The sequence below is a fragment of the Clostridium oryzae genome, from assembly GCF_002029235.1.
GTDB classification, from domain to species: Bacteria; Bacillota; Clostridia; order Clostridiales; family Clostridiaceae; genus Clostridium_AE; species Clostridium_AE oryzae.
Genome location: NZ_MZGV01000037.1, coordinates 1 through 16,011 on the forward strand (window position 1 = coordinate 1; position 16,011 = coordinate 16,011).

The 16,011-nt window shown below is 38.0% G+C and carries 19 protein-coding genes and 2 pseudogenes; 5 read left to right on the plus strand and 16 right to left on the minus strand.

Going from position 1 to position 16,011, the window contains the following annotated elements:
* Positions 1-124: 124 nt before the first annotated feature.
* Positions 125-1,444: a helix-turn-helix domain-containing protein gene (locus CLORY_RS15100; RefSeq protein ID WP_079425935.1), complete on the minus strand. Its 1,320-nt coding sequence runs from the start codon at positions 1,442-1,444 to the stop codon at positions 125-127.
* 138 nt (positions 1,445-1,582) lie between these two features.
* On the opposite strand from CLORY_RS15100, the gene CLORY_RS23330 reads away from it, so the two are divergent.
* Both CLORY_RS23330 and tnpA (CLORY_RS15105) read left to right on the plus strand, forming a co-directional pair.
* A complete protein-coding gene (locus tag CLORY_RS23330; protein ID WP_169911644.1) occupies positions 1,583-1,750 on the plus strand; it encodes a hypothetical protein in 168 nt (55 codons plus the stop codon).
* Positions 1,751-2,013: 263 nt separating this feature from the next.
* Positions 2,014-2,345 (plus strand): annotated as a pseudogene (gene tnpA / locus CLORY_RS15105) (IS200/IS605 family transposase); the annotation flags it as partial.
* Positions 2,346-2,395: 50 nt separating this feature from the next.
* Here tnpA (CLORY_RS15105) and CLORY_RS15110 read toward each other — a convergent pair.
* The 9 genes from CLORY_RS15110 to CLORY_RS15150 form a co-directional block, all read right to left on the minus strand.
* Positions 2,396-4,075, minus strand: a complete 1,680-nt coding sequence (locus CLORY_RS15110; protein ID WP_011988840.1) for a recombinase family protein — start codon at positions 4,073-4,075, stop codon at positions 2,396-2,398.
* Between the two features lie 140 nt (positions 4,076-4,215).
* Positions 4,216-4,479, minus strand: coding sequence for a DUF6870 family protein (locus tag CLORY_RS15115; protein WP_009064822.1), 264 nt, complete (start codon positions 4,477-4,479; stop codon positions 4,216-4,218).
* A gap of 141 nt (positions 4,480-4,620) precedes the next feature.
* Positions 4,621-4,821, minus strand: coding sequence for a hypothetical protein (locus CLORY_RS15120; protein ID WP_011988842.1), 201 nt, complete (start codon positions 4,819-4,821; stop codon positions 4,621-4,623).
* Positions 4,822-5,276: 455 nt separating this feature from the next.
* Positions 5,277-5,696 (minus strand): RNA polymerase sigma factor, encoded by a 420-nt coding sequence (locus CLORY_RS15125; RefSeq protein ID WP_009064814.1) that lies wholly within the window; start codon positions 5,694-5,696, stop codon positions 5,277-5,279.
* Between the two features lie 487 nt (positions 5,697-6,183).
* On the minus strand, positions 6,184-6,372 hold the full coding sequence (locus CLORY_RS15130) for a cysteine-rich KTR domain-containing protein (RefSeq protein ID WP_011988843.1): 189 nt from the start codon (positions 6,370-6,372) through the stop codon (positions 6,184-6,186).
* Positions 6,373-6,401: 29 nt separating this feature from the next.
* Positions 6,402-6,659 carry a hypothetical protein gene (locus CLORY_RS15135; protein WP_011988844.1) on the minus strand — a complete coding sequence of 86 codons (258 nt, stop codon included), beginning with the start codon at positions 6,657-6,659 and terminating at the stop codon, positions 6,402-6,404.
* Positions 6,613-7,476, minus strand: a complete 864-nt coding sequence (locus tag CLORY_RS15140) for an aminoglycoside 6-adenylyltransferase (RefSeq protein ID WP_011988845.1) — start codon at positions 7,474-7,476, stop codon at positions 6,613-6,615. Before CLORY_RS15140 ends, CLORY_RS15135 begins: the two co-directional genes overlap by 47 nt.
* Positions 7,477-7,529: 53 nt before the next feature.
* On the minus strand, positions 7,530-8,363 hold the full coding sequence (locus CLORY_RS15145; protein WP_009064810.1) for a histidinol-phosphatase HisJ family protein: 834 nt from the start codon (positions 8,361-8,363) through the stop codon (positions 7,530-7,532).
* Positions 8,364-8,376: 13 nt separating this feature from the next.
* Positions 8,377-9,537 carry an MFS transporter gene (locus CLORY_RS15150; RefSeq protein WP_009064824.1) on the minus strand — a complete coding sequence of 387 codons (1,161 nt, stop codon included), beginning with the start codon at positions 9,535-9,537 and terminating at the stop codon, positions 8,377-8,379.
* Between the two features lie 111 nt (positions 9,538-9,648).
* Between CLORY_RS15150 and CLORY_RS15155 the strand changes: the two genes are divergently transcribed.
* Entirely contained in the window at positions 9,649-10,545 is an 897-nt protein-coding gene (locus CLORY_RS15155) for an AraC family transcriptional regulator (protein ID WP_009064827.1), read from the plus strand.
* A gap of 82 nt (positions 10,546-10,627) precedes the next feature.
* Here CLORY_RS15155 and CLORY_RS15160 read toward each other — a convergent pair whose 3' ends face one another.
* Both CLORY_RS15160 and CLORY_RS15165 read right to left on the minus strand, forming a co-directional pair.
* Entirely contained in the window at positions 10,628-11,050 is a 423-nt protein-coding gene (locus tag CLORY_RS15160; RefSeq protein WP_011988846.1) for a 2-thiouracil desulfurase family protein, read from the minus strand.
* 30 nt (positions 11,051-11,080) lie between these two features.
* Positions 11,081-11,605: a nitroreductase family protein gene (locus CLORY_RS15165; protein WP_009064821.1), complete on the minus strand. Its 525-nt coding sequence runs from the start codon at positions 11,603-11,605 to the stop codon at positions 11,081-11,083.
* A gap of 142 nt (positions 11,606-11,747) precedes the next feature.
* On the opposite strand from CLORY_RS15165, the gene CLORY_RS15170 reads away from it, so the two are divergent.
* A complete protein-coding gene (locus tag CLORY_RS15170; protein ID WP_009064831.1) occupies positions 11,748-12,344 on the plus strand; it encodes a TetR/AcrR family transcriptional regulator in 597 nt (198 codons plus the stop codon).
* A 739-nt stretch (positions 12,345-13,083) separates the two neighbouring features.
* Here the strand turns inward: CLORY_RS15170 and CLORY_RS15175 are convergent.
* Together CLORY_RS15175 and CLORY_RS23335 are read right to left on the minus strand one after the other, a co-directional pair.
* The gene (locus CLORY_RS15175; protein ID WP_054954586.1) at positions 13,084-13,326 is read right to left on the minus strand and encodes a hypothetical protein; all 243 of its coding nucleotides are present in this window, start codon (positions 13,324-13,326) and stop codon (positions 13,084-13,086) included.
* 113 nt (positions 13,327-13,439) lie between these two features.
* Complete coding sequence (locus CLORY_RS23335) at positions 13,440-13,730, minus strand: hypothetical protein (protein ID WP_169534922.1); 291 nt, start codon at positions 13,728-13,730, stop codon at positions 13,440-13,442.
* Here CLORY_RS23335 and tnpA (CLORY_RS15180) point away from each other — a divergent pair.
* Positions 13,672-13,998, plus strand: a pseudogene (gene tnpA, locus CLORY_RS15180) (IS200/IS605 family transposase); the annotation flags it as partial. The gene CLORY_RS23335 and the pseudogene tnpA (CLORY_RS15180) sit on opposite strands and share 59 nt — an antisense overlap.
* A gap of 208 nt (positions 13,999-14,206) precedes the next feature.
* Here tnpA (CLORY_RS15180) and CLORY_RS15190 read toward each other — a convergent pair.
* Both CLORY_RS15190 and CLORY_RS15195 read right to left on the minus strand, forming a co-directional pair.
* Positions 14,207-15,607: a relaxase/mobilization nuclease domain-containing protein gene (locus CLORY_RS15190; RefSeq protein ID WP_020073006.1), complete on the minus strand. Its 1,401-nt coding sequence runs from the start codon at positions 15,605-15,607 to the stop codon at positions 14,207-14,209.
* A gap of 79 nt (positions 15,608-15,686) precedes the next feature.
* Positions 15,687-15,986: a CD1845 family protein gene (locus tag CLORY_RS15195; RefSeq protein ID WP_020073005.1), complete on the minus strand. Its 300-nt coding sequence runs from the start codon at positions 15,984-15,986 to the stop codon at positions 15,687-15,689.
* Positions 15,987-16,011: the final 25 nt, after the last annotated feature.

The window sequence follows — 16,011 nt, forward strand, 5'->3', positions numbered from 1 at the left end:
TGCCCTAATTGTGATGCAGATTTTTATTATTCAGGAGAAAAGAAAGTAGAAGAAGGTTCGTATTTAGTTGATGAGAACGAACCTTTTCCATTCTAAAACTCATAGTCCCCGGTAGGGGATTTTTTTATAAAATAAAATTCAGTATGTTTTGAATGTTTTCACTGTCTCCTATATAATTGTAGTATTGAATAAGCTTTAGTATGAGCATACTGTTTCTTGGAATAATGTCTAAGGAGATAGATTCTAAAAGCTTGTTTTTTAGATCGTTTAAACTATTCCTATCTTTCAACAATACACAAACATCTATCAGATTTTCAAAGCTCTCCGTTAGTGCTCGTGAATTCTTATATAGTCTGGATTCTTCTACGGATTTTAAAAAGAAATTCTTAGCTCTTTCATAATCTTTGATTTCTAAAGCTCCTAAACCAAGATCATTATATATTTGTTGAGAAAATGACTGTTTATCAATAGAACTATAAATATTAAGCAAGTCATTTGAACTTTTTAGGCATAACTTTAAATTCATGGTATCATGAAGTATAATATATGTTTCTATCATGTTACATAACACTATAAGTCTGTATTCTATGTTATCATTATTAGTGATAGCTAACAATTGATTATAAGTATCAATTGCCTTTGTATATAATTTCTTGTTTTTATAGCAATTAGCCTTCGTATTCATAATTGCGAAATTATAATTTGATTCTAATGAGAAATTTTTTTCGAGATATTCTATTTCTTTTAGGCAGTTATCAAATTGATTTAGTTTTTTATGTATCATCATTTTGTTGAAATTAAGTTTGCAACTTGATTTAGAATCAAGGTTAGTGGAATGTGTTTCTAACATGGTGTAATAATCAAGACATTCTTTATATTTACCTAACACATCACAGCAATGAGCTAATGAAAAAAGTAAATCAATTTGCTTTGTATTATGAACGGATAATTTACCACTGTTTTCGAAAGCTTTAATGTAGTATTTGTAAGCATAACTAAACTCGTTACACTTGTCATATATCTCTGCAATTAAAAAATATATTTCAAGTTTTATATGAGCCAGATCATATTTAGCGAGAAAGGTTTCAACAGCATTTATTTTATCTTGGAATTTATCTGACAATGTTAAGTTTGTATCAGATAAGTAATCAATATATTCTTGAGCCTTTTTATTTACCTGTTCTTCAATACTTTCTAATAAATAAGTTTCTGAGATTGAGAAAAAAATCTCATTATTTTTACATAGTTTATTTATATTTTCAGTTACAATTGCAGCTACCTGTGGGGTGAGAGCAGCCTTATTGCTTTCTATTAAACTTATTAAATTTCTAGTTATACTACCTCCTGCAACTTCATCCTGGGTAAATTTGAATCTTTTTCGTATATACTTTAGTTTCTCTCCTGGGCTTAAAATTTGAGCATCATTCATTATAGCACAACTCATAGCACACCTCTGATAATAAATTTATATATATACTATAGCATAAAAAACAAAAAAAAGTAAAAAAAGCCCTTTACGTTTGTAGCAAATAATGGTAATATAATAGTAAAAGAATTTATTTACTTTTAAGGGGTGTTAAATATGAAAAATAAAAAAATAGCAGTAAGCATTATATTATGTATTTTCGTGCTTATGGTAAATGTAAGTATGGTTGAGGCAAAGATACACAAGAATAATAGTAAAAAATATTGTTTGACTAGCATACATAATAATACGCCTTCGGATATTGATATTGGTACAATAAAATAATAAATTTGTAATATTTAATTAAAAAAAATTCCTATTCATTTTTGTGGATATCCATTCGAAAGATATAATTGTTTTAAATAATGTTGTAAAAATTTACGCAAAAGTAGGCGAGATAGCCTACTTTTTATTTGTGTAACAAAGTAAACCACTTGCTAAGCAAGTGGAAGAAAAAAGGCTTATGCCGTTGAGCAAAAAAGAACTCCTATGTTAAAATAAATGCACGTCTAGCCAACCGCAAATAAACAAACATAGGAGGATGTCTAATGAAAGATACAAATAGTTTATCGCATACAGCATGGAATTGCAAGTATCACATAGTGTTTGCACCAAAATACAGAAGGTAAGTAATATATGGAAAAATAAAGAATATATAGAAATAATAAGAATAAAGTTGTGTGAATGGAAAGGAGTAGAAATAATAGAAGCAGAAGCATGTCCAGATCACATACATATGTTAGTAGAAATACCACCGAAGATAAGTGTATCAAGTTTTATGGGATATCTGAAAGGAAAAAGTAGCCTAATGATATTTGACCAGCATGCAAACATGAAATATAAGTATGGAGACAGAGAGTTTTGGTGTAGGGGATATTATGAGTGTTATATATTAGGAAAACCAACAAGCTCTGTTCGTGTGTAGGTGTCTTATCCTACCTGTAAATGCGAGTTGACTTCGATATACTGGATAATGCGGCGCAGCTCGTCGGCAAACTTAAACCGTATGCTTATGTCGCCGCCCTCGTATACTTTGATATGGTCAACCAGTTCGATTAAGATTTCTCTTGTCAGCTTGTCGATGTTCTCGTATTTTCGGAAAGTTGCTAAAAAAGGATTTTCGGTGTCAATGCCATTTTCCAGTTCGTCCCGCTCTTTTTTCAGATTGGCAATCACTGTGCCAATGGCTTCATTTTGCTGTTCATAATCTTCACTCATGTGGCGGTAATCATTATGTGTGATATGACCGTCTTTCCAGTCCTGATAAAGTGCTTGCTTGTACCGCATGATTTTGGTAAGCTCTTTTTCTTTTGCGGTAATCAGTTCATTCAGCCGTATCGACTGGCTTTTTTTGAGCGGAGCCAAGTTAATTTTTGATACAATAGCGGAATAGCTGACTGCAAGATGTACCTGTTGCCGGATTGCATAGAGTACAGCCGCTTCAAGCCTTGTGCTTTTAATAGAGTGCATAGTGCAGGCTTTTTTAGAAAGGCTCTTATATGTTCCGCATTGGTAGTAAACGTACAATTCCTTGCTTGCTATCCGCGACATTGCCCGGCCACAATCCGCACAGCGGAGAAAGCCGCTAAACAGATAAAGCTGTTTCTGTTTTGGAGAAGTGCGGGTGTCACGCTTTAGCAGTTGCTTAACCTTTTCAAAGGCTTCGCGGTCAATAATCGGTTCATGGGTATTCGGGACAACAATCCAGTCTTTTTCAGGTACAGCTTCGATTTTGTGTATCTTGTAGCTTTTCACACGGTTTCGCCCCTGTGCCATATCTCCAACATAGACGGGATTTTTCAGCATATTGCTGATAGTAATGGTACTCCACATGGGCTGTGTCTGTCCGTTGGGGCATTTGTACTTTAATCCCTGACTTTGCTTGTAAACGGAAGGACACATAACACCGTGGTCGTTCAGATGATTCACAATAGCCCTGACGGTCATACCGCTTAGACACATGGAAAAAATCTGCTTTACCACTTCGGCGGCTTCATGGTCTACCAACAAAGCGTGTTTATCATTGGGGTCTTTGATGTAGCCATAGGGGGCATAGGAGCCAATAAATTCGCCATTACGTTTCTTGTAGTCAAACACCTGACGGATTTTCTTTGAAGTTTGGTAACAATACTGGTCGTTCATTACGTTCGTTATAGGAACAAGAATACTTGATACGCTGTCAGGGTTCAAATAACTGTCTACGCCCTCTGCCAAGCTGATAAAGCGTACATTCATCTGAACAAACAAATTTTCAATCAGGCTCCCGGCGTCCGTATAGTTACGGGAAAGACGGGAAAGGTCTTTGACAATCACGCAGTTTACCTTTTTCGCGTAAATGTCGGCCAGCAGTCTTTGAAAATCTGCCCGGTTCGTGTCTGTACCTGTGCAACCGTCATCAACATAGGTTTCGGCGCTTTCAAATTCATCAAGGTGCTGTCTGTAATAATCATCAAGCAACTTTTTTTGATTGGTGACACTGTTGCTGTCGTCCTTGCCACGATTCAAGTCCTCTTTGGATAACCGGATATATTTTGCAAGATTCCACCGTGTAGGATTATACGAAAATTGAGAAACAGCAGTATTTGTTTCCCTGTTTTTGGTTCGTGCCATGCTTCCTCCTTCCTATCACATTACACTTACATTATACCATTTCAGCATAATGCGAACAATGTTGTCGAGGGATTAAAAATACCGTTAGATAGCTGATATTACCGACTTCGGGCCAAGTTGGCCCGAAGTGGCATGACCGATTACAGGCCGCTTTTCTGCCGTATAAGAAAGTTTGTAATTACATCCTGCAAGGGGGGGCCGTCCTCCGGGAACTCTACCTTTACCGCAGTATCTCCATGACGGAAGCAGTAAGGGTTTTTTACCTGCTTCAAAATATGTGCCGCACGTTCCCTTTGAGGCAGGCTGTTATCAAAGTCGATTCCGCTAACATCTGTCAACTGTGATTTATCCACTGTGGCAATATCCACATCTTGCATTGTGATGATCTGTTCCAGATTTACCATCGCTTTGTGCCTCCTTCTCAAATGAAAAATGTACTTTATGTTTCCTGCTGTCCTATGAGGAAACATAAACAGTCACCACTTTATAAGCAAAAGTGATGGCTGTTAATCTTTCCTCATACTTCGGGCCGAGTTGGCCCGAAGTCAATAGGGACTGTTCCGGTAATGCCCGTCTGCTTCGTGAATGGATTTGAAGTCAAATCTTTCGTTCAGTTCCATAACCACGCGCCGAATATCATCAGAGCTAAAACCACAGCTTTCCATTGCCCAAATGACATAGCCGCGACAAGCATTGTTGCTCCACGGTTCAGGCAGTATTTCCGATAAATTCATATCTTTTTCCATTTCGATTCTCCTATGCCAGAATAGGGGGAGTGCCGCGCCGGGAAAGAATGGGCTGTCATTAGACAGAAATGCCCGGCGCGGCCTCCTATATGGTAAATAAGAGGATAACCCGGACAGGCGGCGGCAACCGCCCTCATGGGAATTTCACCCCGCCCCATGCTGATGGCGCGACGGTCAATACTGTGACGCGTTCAAACCGTAAGTATCATTGTACCAATCAAAAGATTATCGCCGGGTAGATTGCCATATCTGCTCTGTCACAGTTGGTAGGAATCGCTCACGCTCCGTTTGGTTTTTCCCCCTTTCAACGGGCGGTTTTGGCGTACCCTGTGGCTTGGCTCCCTTTTGATTGAACGTATCCGGGTTATCTGTATTCAGTTGTCAAAGAACGGCAGATGGAGAAAAAACTCCTTCTAATAGCCGTGTGATTTGAAAGGCAAATTCGGAACTGGAAATTAAGACTTTTTCAAAAATTTCTCCATGCTTTTCAACCCTTTCTCAATAGCAACTCTGACGGCTTTTTCATTTATACCCTCTGCCCGTGCAATATCGGATTTACTCATACCGAGTATGTAATGGGCATAAATTCGTTTTCCTTGCTTGTCCGGCAAGTAAGCGATTGCGGAGTGCAGTTGTTCGGAAGTAATTTTACGCTCGTAAATCTCGCAAGGGGAAAGGGATTCAAAAAGAATATCCTTTTCGATCCCGTCGTCAGCGTCCAGCGAATAGTGGGCTTTGTTATAGAAGCGGCGGCGAATGTAGTTTTTCTCCAAACGTTCTGCTTCCAGCAAAGCGTCCTTGATTTCATCTGATATCTCAACAAAAAAGTCTGAATTATAAAACGGGTAATAATCCCGCAGATTGATTTTTGCCATAAGGCGTTCCTCCATTTCGATTTTTTAGGGAATAGTGAATCGAAATGGAGCGGGAGGGGAACGACAGCGAGGTCGGACTTCGGGCCAAGTTGGCCCGAAGTGACAAGGCTTGTTCCATACGTTGTCAGTGAAAAAAGGATACAAAAAAACACCTTTACGCAAATTAGCGCGAAAGGTGTCGAATAAAAAATGGGCGCAATAGCCGCCCACAAGTTGATATAATACTTTTAAACTATGTAAATGAAATTTTTCTGCTATATTAAACCGTCACAATATGGCGGCGTTTCTCTCAGAGAAAAAAATGCTTTGGGGTACATAAAAACCTCCTTATCCCAAAGCCGCCAGAATAAGAAGAATTACAGGTATACTCTTTCCGATTTTTAACGGAAAATGACGGCTTTGTATGTCTGTTAAATTTGTCAGCAATCGTATAACAGAAAATTGTTATATGAAAAGAGCCGATAATCAAGAGATATGTACTCATTGATTATCGGCTCTGCGTCTTTGCGTCTGGCTCTTTGATAACTGACATATTGAGTTGTAGCACATTGATTAGAGATTCTTGTTTACATTTGGGACAGTATAGGGGGAAGTTTTCGAGGATTGTATCTTTCCTAATTTTCAGTCTTGTTTTATTGCCACATATAGGACATAGTAACCATTGAACTTCAATCATTATCACCCCCTACATCATTTCATTAGTTGCTATTTTTCTGCTCTAATAATTACTGTTCCACAATTTTGATACAAAACTTCAACCGTTTTAAAACCGGCGTTTTTCATAAGTTCAAATTGATGTACCAATGTCAGTGGAATATCAATTTGTATAAACATATCTTCGGGTGTATTATTTTGCTTGCGCTTATATTCGTATTCCTTAAGGCAAAGCGCTTCCTCTTCATCGCAATAGGCAAATCTAGTATATTTCTGTTGCGTTGGACGGTAAGCTTTTAACGCGCTCAAGGTAGCTCTTGCTATTTCTTGCTTCTGTCAAATCGTAGGGGAAATTTAATTTCTCACTTACCTCCAAAGAAATTTTCTGAAACAAATCGCACATGAGAAAAACAGCATCCCATATAGCGTTTATTTGTGCTTTCGAATAAGATTCTAAGTATTGTTCATAAATCCCTTTCGGCAAATACTTGTCCATGTATTTTGCGGATTTCCCTGCGCTGACTGAAAAATCATTATCAATCCCAATTTTCCATTCCAGCAGCCGCCTAAGCATTGGCCTTATTTGAAAATTTATCATATCCATTGCATATGGAATCTCATTCCTCCATAATCCCTTCGCCACATTATTTAAACACCACCAAAATTCATTACATGTACAATAGAATTGATTTGGCACCGGCTTTTTCACCCAATATTCTTCATCGGACAATACTTGTTTTTGAGGCATGATATTGTCCTTGTCAACTAGTGTTTTATACAATTCTAGACTATTAAGTACATTTTCTAATGTCTTTACATGTAAATCCAATCTATTTCCATCAGTGAATTGAATTAGCCAACCATAGCAATTTTCAACATCAGAAGTGTAGTAGATATTTTCCTCTGGATATTGCATATACAAGCGCTCACCAAATCGATCAATCCAGGCTTTGTCCTCTCTGAATGACCTTGTTTCTGTAACAACATATACAATATCATAATCTTGAAAGATATCTTTTGGTACATTTGGATTTGCACGTGAACCTTCTAAGTAGGCCGCACGAATGCGGACATCATTGTTGGCAACTGCTATGATTAAATCCATCATTTCTTTTTCTGATCGCATACTGTGTCTCCTTTTATAGTGAAGATAAACTAAGTTATCCGGACAATTTTCTATTATATCAACTTATGAAAATGCGGCCTCATATTCTCGTATGTACAATGATATCGAAATCCCATATCGAATAATACTTTCTTGGTATTTTCAATATGTGCACCTAGCTGTCCTTTTTTATGACTGTCGCTTCCAATCGTGATAATCTCACCGCCTAATTTTTTATATAAAGTAAGTATATCTTTGGATGGTGTCATATCCGTAAGTCCATATCTGTAGGATGACGTATTTACTTCTATTCCTTTTCCATCACGAATGACAATTTTTAAAATTTCATTAACTATGTCTGAAATCTTTTCAAACGGATATGTGCCATTTTTATCATATCTTATAATAATATCTAAATGTCCCAAAACACTATAATTTTTATATTGTTTTACAATTTCCAGCAGCTCTTGATAATATTTTTCGTTATATTCTTTCTGGCTCTTTCCTTTCTGAAAATCCTGTGTCCATAATTCCAAGTTATCTATTTGATGCACAGATAGAATAATAAAATCAAATGGATATTTCACAAAGAGCTTTTCATATTGAGAAATTGTATGCACCTGTACTCCAAACTCCATTCCCTTTTTTATAGCAATCAAGTCACCATATAAATATTGTAATTCCTTAATCGTCTCAAAATATTCTGGATAATACACATTTGCCATAGGCATACCATCGCGATATTGAATTTCTTTCTTATCATTCCAGTCCAGCTTAACTCCATAATCTACATGATCCGTAAAACATATTTCTTCCATTTTTATTTGTATTGCATCTTTTACAACCTCTTCCATTTCATAAACAGAATCATCGCTAAATTCTGTGTGAACATGATAATCAGCAAACATTTTCTTCATCCCTTCAAGCAGTTTTTTTTACCAGCAATTCATGCATCATCACCATTAATAAAAGAATGATTAGCAAATATACCGGCAGCAAAACAATATTTATATGCTTTGCAATTAAGCCGAATAGCGGCGGCATCACACAGGTTCCCACATATGCACTTGCCATCTGAACCCCGATGATTGCCTGTGACTTATCCGCACCAAAACGGGACGGAGTGGAGTGAATAATACATGGGTAGATTGGCGCACATCCAAAACCAAAGAAAAACAAGCCGACCAAAGATATTACTTCATTTAACGGCAGTAACATCATAATAATACCAGCCGCAATGATTCCCTGCCCCAGACGAATCATTTGTAAATCGCTTAATTTCATACTTATAAATCCACTTAATACCCTCCCAATGGTAATACCAATAAAAAACATACTTGCAAAACCAGCCGCTGTCTCAATTGAAAATCCTTTGATCAGGGTAAGATAACTGCTTGCCCATAAGCCGGTCGTCTGTTCCAAAGCACAGTAGCAAAAGAAACAAAGCATTACTTCTTTTGCTCCAGAAATCTGAATTACCTCTTTCAAAGGCAATGCTTTTCCCGCTAAAATATCATTCTCTTCTGCCGTCCCTTTTTGGTTCTTCCATAACGGCAGGCTAAAAAACAAAACTACTGCAAAAGCAATCTGTAAAAAGGAAATATACTGATAACCTGCATTCCAATTCTGACCATGCTTCAAGGCATATCCCATCATATAAGGCCCAATAGTTGCGCCGATTCCCCACATACAATGAAGCCAACTCATATGTCTGCTTGCATAGTGAAGTGCTACATAATTATTCAAGGATGCATCAACACTACCTGCTCCAAGTCCGTAAGGAACTGCCCAGAAACAAAGCAAACCAAATGAGTGTGAACTGGAAAAGCCAAATAAAGCAACTGCCGTCATAGTAATGCTGATGGTCGTTATCTTTCCGGTTCCAAATTTACGGGTAAGTTTATCACTCTGTAAACTTGAAACAACGGTTCCGATTGCAATAATCATAGAAATGACGCCTATGTATGAAATCGGCACCCCAAATTCCATATACATGGATGGCCATGCCGAACCCAATAAGGAATCGGGCAATCCAAGACTAATAAATGCAATATAGATAATTACTAACAGTAATTGAAACATATTGATCTCCTTCTCTTTTTTGTGATATAATAATATCATCATTCAACGAACTTTTATATAATATTTCACTCGAAATTATATAATAAAATCGTCAAAGAGAAGGTATCTTGTATGAGCATAGCAAAATGTAATGTAACAGTGAATTCTTCCGGTGAAGAAGTTCAAAAGCATGGAACGTCAGAATTCCCGATTGCTTTTTATGAGGAAAACTTATCAAGCTATTCTATTCCCTGGCACTGGCACGAAGATTTTGAGATTATATGGGTAATCTCAGGATCGATAAAAGTATCTGTTAATAGCACAGAACATATCCTAAACAAAAATCAAGGGATATTTATCAATGCAGGCTTTCTTCATTCCATTCATGCAACAAACGATGGCGAATACGTTTTAAGATCCATTGTTTTTCATCCAAGGCTAATCGGAAGCATAGATAGTATATACTGGCAAAATTATATTGAGCCGATTATCCAGAATAAAAATCTGCCATACATTTTATTAGACCCATTCATTAACTGGCAGGACAAAATACTCGCTTACTCGATTTCTGTATGGAACAGACTTTATAACACTGAAAATGGTTTTGAAATATATGTCAGGAACGAATTATCGCAATTGATTCTAATTGTGCTAACAAATCATTCCATATGTGAAGCAAAACCCAGCATTCGAAATCTTCGAAATGCCGATCGAATAAAAACCATGCTTCAATACATTCAGATGCATTTTTCAGAAACCATAACCATCTCTACTTTAGCAAGGGTAGCGCTGATCAGTGAAAGCGAAGTTCTGCGCTGTTTTCACCGTACAATCCATTCCACACCGAATCAGTACCTGAAACAATATCGAATCCAAAAAGCATGTCAAATGTTAATCGATACAGATATGACTTCTATCGATATTGCCTTTCAATGCGGATTTCAAAGCAGCAGCTACTTTACGAAAACTTTCCGAGAACAGATTGGCTGTACCCCTTTGGAGTACAGAAAAAGGGATCAGCAATGCTAATCCCTCTTTCTAATGTAATGAAAAGTTAGACACGACGACCAACTGATATTCGGCAAAAACATTGAATTTTTCTATTTCGAATCTACATATTAAAATCTTCTGCATCTTTTACGGGGTACCCTTTAGTAATCAGGGCTTTAGCAAAAAGTCCCTGACCAGATATTAGCTTCCCGGTAAATGTTCCATCATATATATTGTTAACTCCGCAAGTTGGACTTCTTGACTGCAAAATAGCCAAATCAATTTTTTCTCCTTCTATTTTTTCTAATGCAAGCGCAACTGCTTTCCTATAATCAGAATCAACATTATTTCCCTTATCATCCATCACTACTTCATCAACAATCTCAGCACATGGTCGGGGAATAGGCATATTGGCTAACATTTCAGGACAAATACTGAGAACCTCTTTTCCTTTTAGATATTCAATCACAGCTTCATTGCGATTGTTTCTTCCATTATATTTACAATTACATCCTAGTACACATGCACTTACTAATACTTTCATACTCAACAACTCCTATGGAAGACTTTTACCTTAATCTATATATTTCTCATACATCACCGTTTCGCTTATTTCTTTGCGTTGGGCAATATGACGCTCTGGACTTAAAAAGCCTTTTTCTGGATACCCCATTAAGAGTAAAGCTGTCGGTTCTATGTACTCTGGTAAATGAAATTCATTGCTTATAATTGCGGGATCAAACAAACCAACCATTACGCTTCCAATATTTAATTCTCTTGCTGCCAACATCAGGTGGTCACAGACAATACCTATATCCAAATCGCCAGAACATTTTTGATCAAATGGCCGTATTAATTCATCCCGTCGATCCCGACACACGATAAAAACACACTTAGAACCAAACGTTTGATAAGCCTTTTTAATTTTTAAAATGTTTTCTTCACTTTGAACAACAATAATCCTTTGTGGTTGTTTATTACAGGCTGTAGGGGCGACACGTCCAGCCGATAAAATCTGATTTAAGTCATCTTTTGGAATCTGTGCTCCCGTAAAGCCGCGTGTTGTGCAGCGTTGTTTTGCCAGTGTTAAAAAATCCATTATTCTTCCTCCTATATACGAATGATTATTCACATTATTATTATAGTACCCGCATTGATAGATGTCAACAAAATGCGAATAATGATTCACATTTCATTGACCTGATTTAAAGTTCCAAGTATAATAAAAAAGAGGTGATATTATGAATGATGTAAGAGAACCCATTCAAAAACGTTCTATTGAAACAAAGAAAAAAATACTAGATGCCGGGTTTGCCCTTTTTTGCGAAAAAGGATATTATAAAACCAATACAATTGAGATTGCCAAACGTGCTGGTATCTCAACAGGAGCGCTATATAGTTACTTTAAAGATAAGAAACAAATATACATTGCTGCTTTTCACGATTATCTTGAAAATATTTCAGGCCATTTACTTGAAAAATTAAGTTTGCAACAACCTTTTTCACTAGCTAGTTTTGTCGAAAATTGGATCTGTTATTATATTGACTTATATGCCGATACCAGTCACGCTCTGGCTCAGTTAAGAATGATGATATCAGAAGATACTGATATCAATCGTCATTTTTCCAATTTTGAAAATGAATATTTTTTAAAAATTAAAGAGCTATTAAATAAAAATGGCATAACGCAAGATGACTTATTTGAAAAAGTTTACACTTGCTGCATTTTAATTGATGCTCTTAGACAGGAAAAATCTGCATTTTCACACAACGGCTTAGACTTCAATATTTTTAAAGACCAAGTAACCAAAACTGTCATTGTATTATTGTCAAGTTGATTTTTTATTAAGGGCTAATAAAATCGCAGAGCAAGTCTATTTTTCTGTATGGCAATTCAATTTGTCATTTGATAACTCTATCTATGTAATCTATCAAGGGGTGTAAATGAGAGACTTCAATTAATTCGGAAGCTCTTTCAGACGCAAAGATGGCGTAAGAAATTGCTTTCTTACGCCGGTATTAGCCACAGGTCTAGAGGTCAGGTCTTACCTTTTTCAACTTGTTCAGTTCCCTCGCAAACACATATCAATATTCCATTGTATTAGATAAGGACATTTTCCTTTGGAAAGCGTCATTATTATATCAAAATATACTCCAATCCAAAATCCTTCGCAAAAGTCGTAAACATCTATTAATCCTTCATATTTTCAGACTTTTTACTAAAAAACCATCTCATTCAGGAAAAGAAAGGCATTTGATACAGAAAAAAGGCAATAGCAGGTCCTATACACAGTGATATTAATGTTGTAATCAATTTTTTATGCATAAGAATTATAGCACAAATTAAAAATATTATCTCACAATACATATCATCATGATTACTGGACATAATTTGCAAAAGCATTACCGAAATAACACCTGCTGATAGTAATACCGCTAAGATATTATCTTGCTTTATTTTATGACATAAAACGGCCAAAAACGGCGATATTGCGGTAATTGTATACCAAATTAACATATAGCTATTAACATTAACATGAATCAATAAATGGTATATATGAAATGTAATATTTAGACTTAAGAAAAAAACAAAACTCTAATTGCAGCTGAAATAGATTTTTCGCTTTTTAATGAAATAAATAATGCAATAAGGATCCATATACCAAAATTTGAAAGAATCGCATTTACATTTATTTGACCTAAGAAGAAATTGATATGGATATGCCTATTGTCTATATAGGCCGAAAAAAGACCTAATAAAACACCAACCACTGTAACGCTTAGTATGGGAATGACATTCTTTTTTGTTATTTTATTCAACTTTATAACCCTCCAAATTATATAAATAGCGAGTAATATCCATTCGCATTTTTCCATGATACATCTATTTATTTGCTAAATGAGATTGCAGTGTGTAACTGTAGCAATAATAATTAACGCAACGCCTGAACCAAACCATAACCCAACGAAATGGGACAACATCTGCTAAAGGCCCAAAAATCGCCATACCAATAGGCAAAAAACCGGAGTAGATTATTTTTGTATTCCATTGTTTTTATCCATATTTGCATTATACTTTGCGATGAACTTAATGGCAACCATAGCTCCATATATCTTGCCTCTGGAGTCGTATCATAGTACATCTCGGCAGCGAAATTACCGTAAATGCTTACAGTTTCACCATCATCACCGCACACAGACAGACATAATGACCACGTATTCACGCCGAAGTATCAGCGAAAGATAATCTATTATCAATTGAGGGACGACATACGGCAAATCATAAGAGATTTATGCAAAAGGAAGGGAATTGCGATCATAGAAGGACATATAATGCCCGACCATATTCATTTGCTTCTCTCAATTCCACCAAAATACAGTATATCGCAAATCATGGGATATCTCAAAGGAAAAAGTGCGATAATGATTTTCGATAGACATGCAAATTTAAAATACAAATTTGGTAATCGGAATTTTGGGGCGGAAGGATATTAAAAGCAAACCACAATTTTTGTGCCATTTTTGGGGCTTACGCTAACCCGCAAGCAGGGCAAGTGTATTGACACTTGCACATTTTTAAGAATTTCCCTGCGGTCAACTCTTAAAAATTGCTTGTTGGGGCAAGCCGCCCCAAACCCTGCGACTTCGGGCCAATTTGGCCCGAAGTCGGTGCGTTGCACCTCATGTTGCGTCATGTTCGCTATCGCTCCATTTCCTTATTTTTCTGCGCGTCCGTCAGGCCGAGCAGGTGGTCTATATTGCTTTTCACCGTAACAATTTCCTGCATGGCCTTTTTGGTTTCCCGGTACTCCCGGTAAGCCTTTTTCTTATCTGCCGATAACCGCTGGAACTCCGCTTTGAGCGTATCCATTTTGGGGAGCTTCGCCCCGGACAGCAAACGCCGGAAGATGTCCTGCGCCGCCCGGTAGGCGGCAATATCCGCTTCATGCTCCGCAAGATATTTCTTGCTGTACTTCGCCGCCTTGTACCCCTCAAATACAGAACGGGTTTTAGCATAATCCACCACCGCTGCCTTTAGCTCCGCATTGACACGCATAGCGGCTTCGGTGGCTTTTATGCTGTCTGAAAGCGTATGGAAACGGTCGGTAAGCTCCGCGGTCTTTTGCTCCAAATCTGCATATTCCAGCAAACCATTTTCCTGCAAATACTGTAAAGCTGCCGCCATCTGCTTGAGGTTGAATACCTTTGCCCAGCGTTCATAAGCCGGTCCTTTTTCGGCTTTCATACGGGCTTGAATATCCACAATCAGATTGACCTTGCGCCGTTCCTGCGGAGCGGCTTTTCCCTCAATCGCCGCTTGTATATCCTCCTGCCCGTAGCCCTTGCCAAGCGTAGAAGCACGGAGCCGGGTAAAGCGTTCCTGCCCCTCTGCCCGAAAGCTGATCGTGCCGCCGCGCCCCTGCTTGATTTCATAGCCAGCCGCCGTCATTGCCTGTAAAAAAGTGTCCATATCCGGCGGCTTCGTTGCAAGACAAATATCAATTTGTGCCTTTAATTTTTCTTGAAAGGTAGGCGGTTTATGACCTCCCAGCCATTCCCCGTAATGCTTGAATTTCCCCTTGCTGTGGCGTTTCGGATTGGTAATAACAGACAGTCCGTTTTCAAGGCATATCCGGTCGGAAAGCCGCCGCACCGCACGGGCAGAACCGATAAAATCCCGGAATTTCCGGGTGCAGTCCAGTGAGGTGGAATTGTAGTAAATATGGCAATGAGGGTGGGGGCGGTCAGCATGGGAAACCACGAAAAAGGCGTGTCGCCCTTTTGTCCAGCGCATAGCAAGGTCATAGCTGATTTTAAGAGCGGTTTCCGGGTCTGTTTCGCCGGGCGGGAATGCCTGTCGGATTTGATAATACAGCACATCATTCTCCCGTTTTTGCTCCCGCCCGGTAATAGCCTTATATTTTGCTTTGGAGAGTAAAAATTCTGCGTCAGCCGTGGCAGGGTCACATTCATAGGCAAGAATTAAATCTCCGTTGCGGGTCTTATCTGGATTTTTCCCGTAGTCAAAACCGTCCTTTAAAGTTTCCATAATGGTCATGCCACTTCCCGTGTGACGGGTCATAAGGCGGGTGGTTGCCATGTCGTTTCCTCCTTTCCTCGAAAAAACAACTTCGGGCCAAGTTGCCCCGAAGTTGCCCGGCAGTTCTGTTATGCCGCTGTTAGCTTACAATGAAAAAGCGAAGCGAATTGTTTAGGCTGTGCAGTCCGTCAATGAGGTATTCCGCAATGGCGGGAATCCCAAGGGGTGAAATTAAAAACGACAGGAACAGGAACACGCCGAAGCCCAGCTTTTCACCGCTTATCAGCAGGGCAATACTGATAAGAACGCCTATCCCGGAAACTACCTGTAAGAGAGCGGCGGCATAGCAGAACACAAATTCAATCATGGGTGTTATTATCGTCAACAGAACCACAAACGGCGCGGCGATAATCTTAAATATCAGCTTGATAAACTTCATAAAAAATCTCCTTTCATTGAGTGGC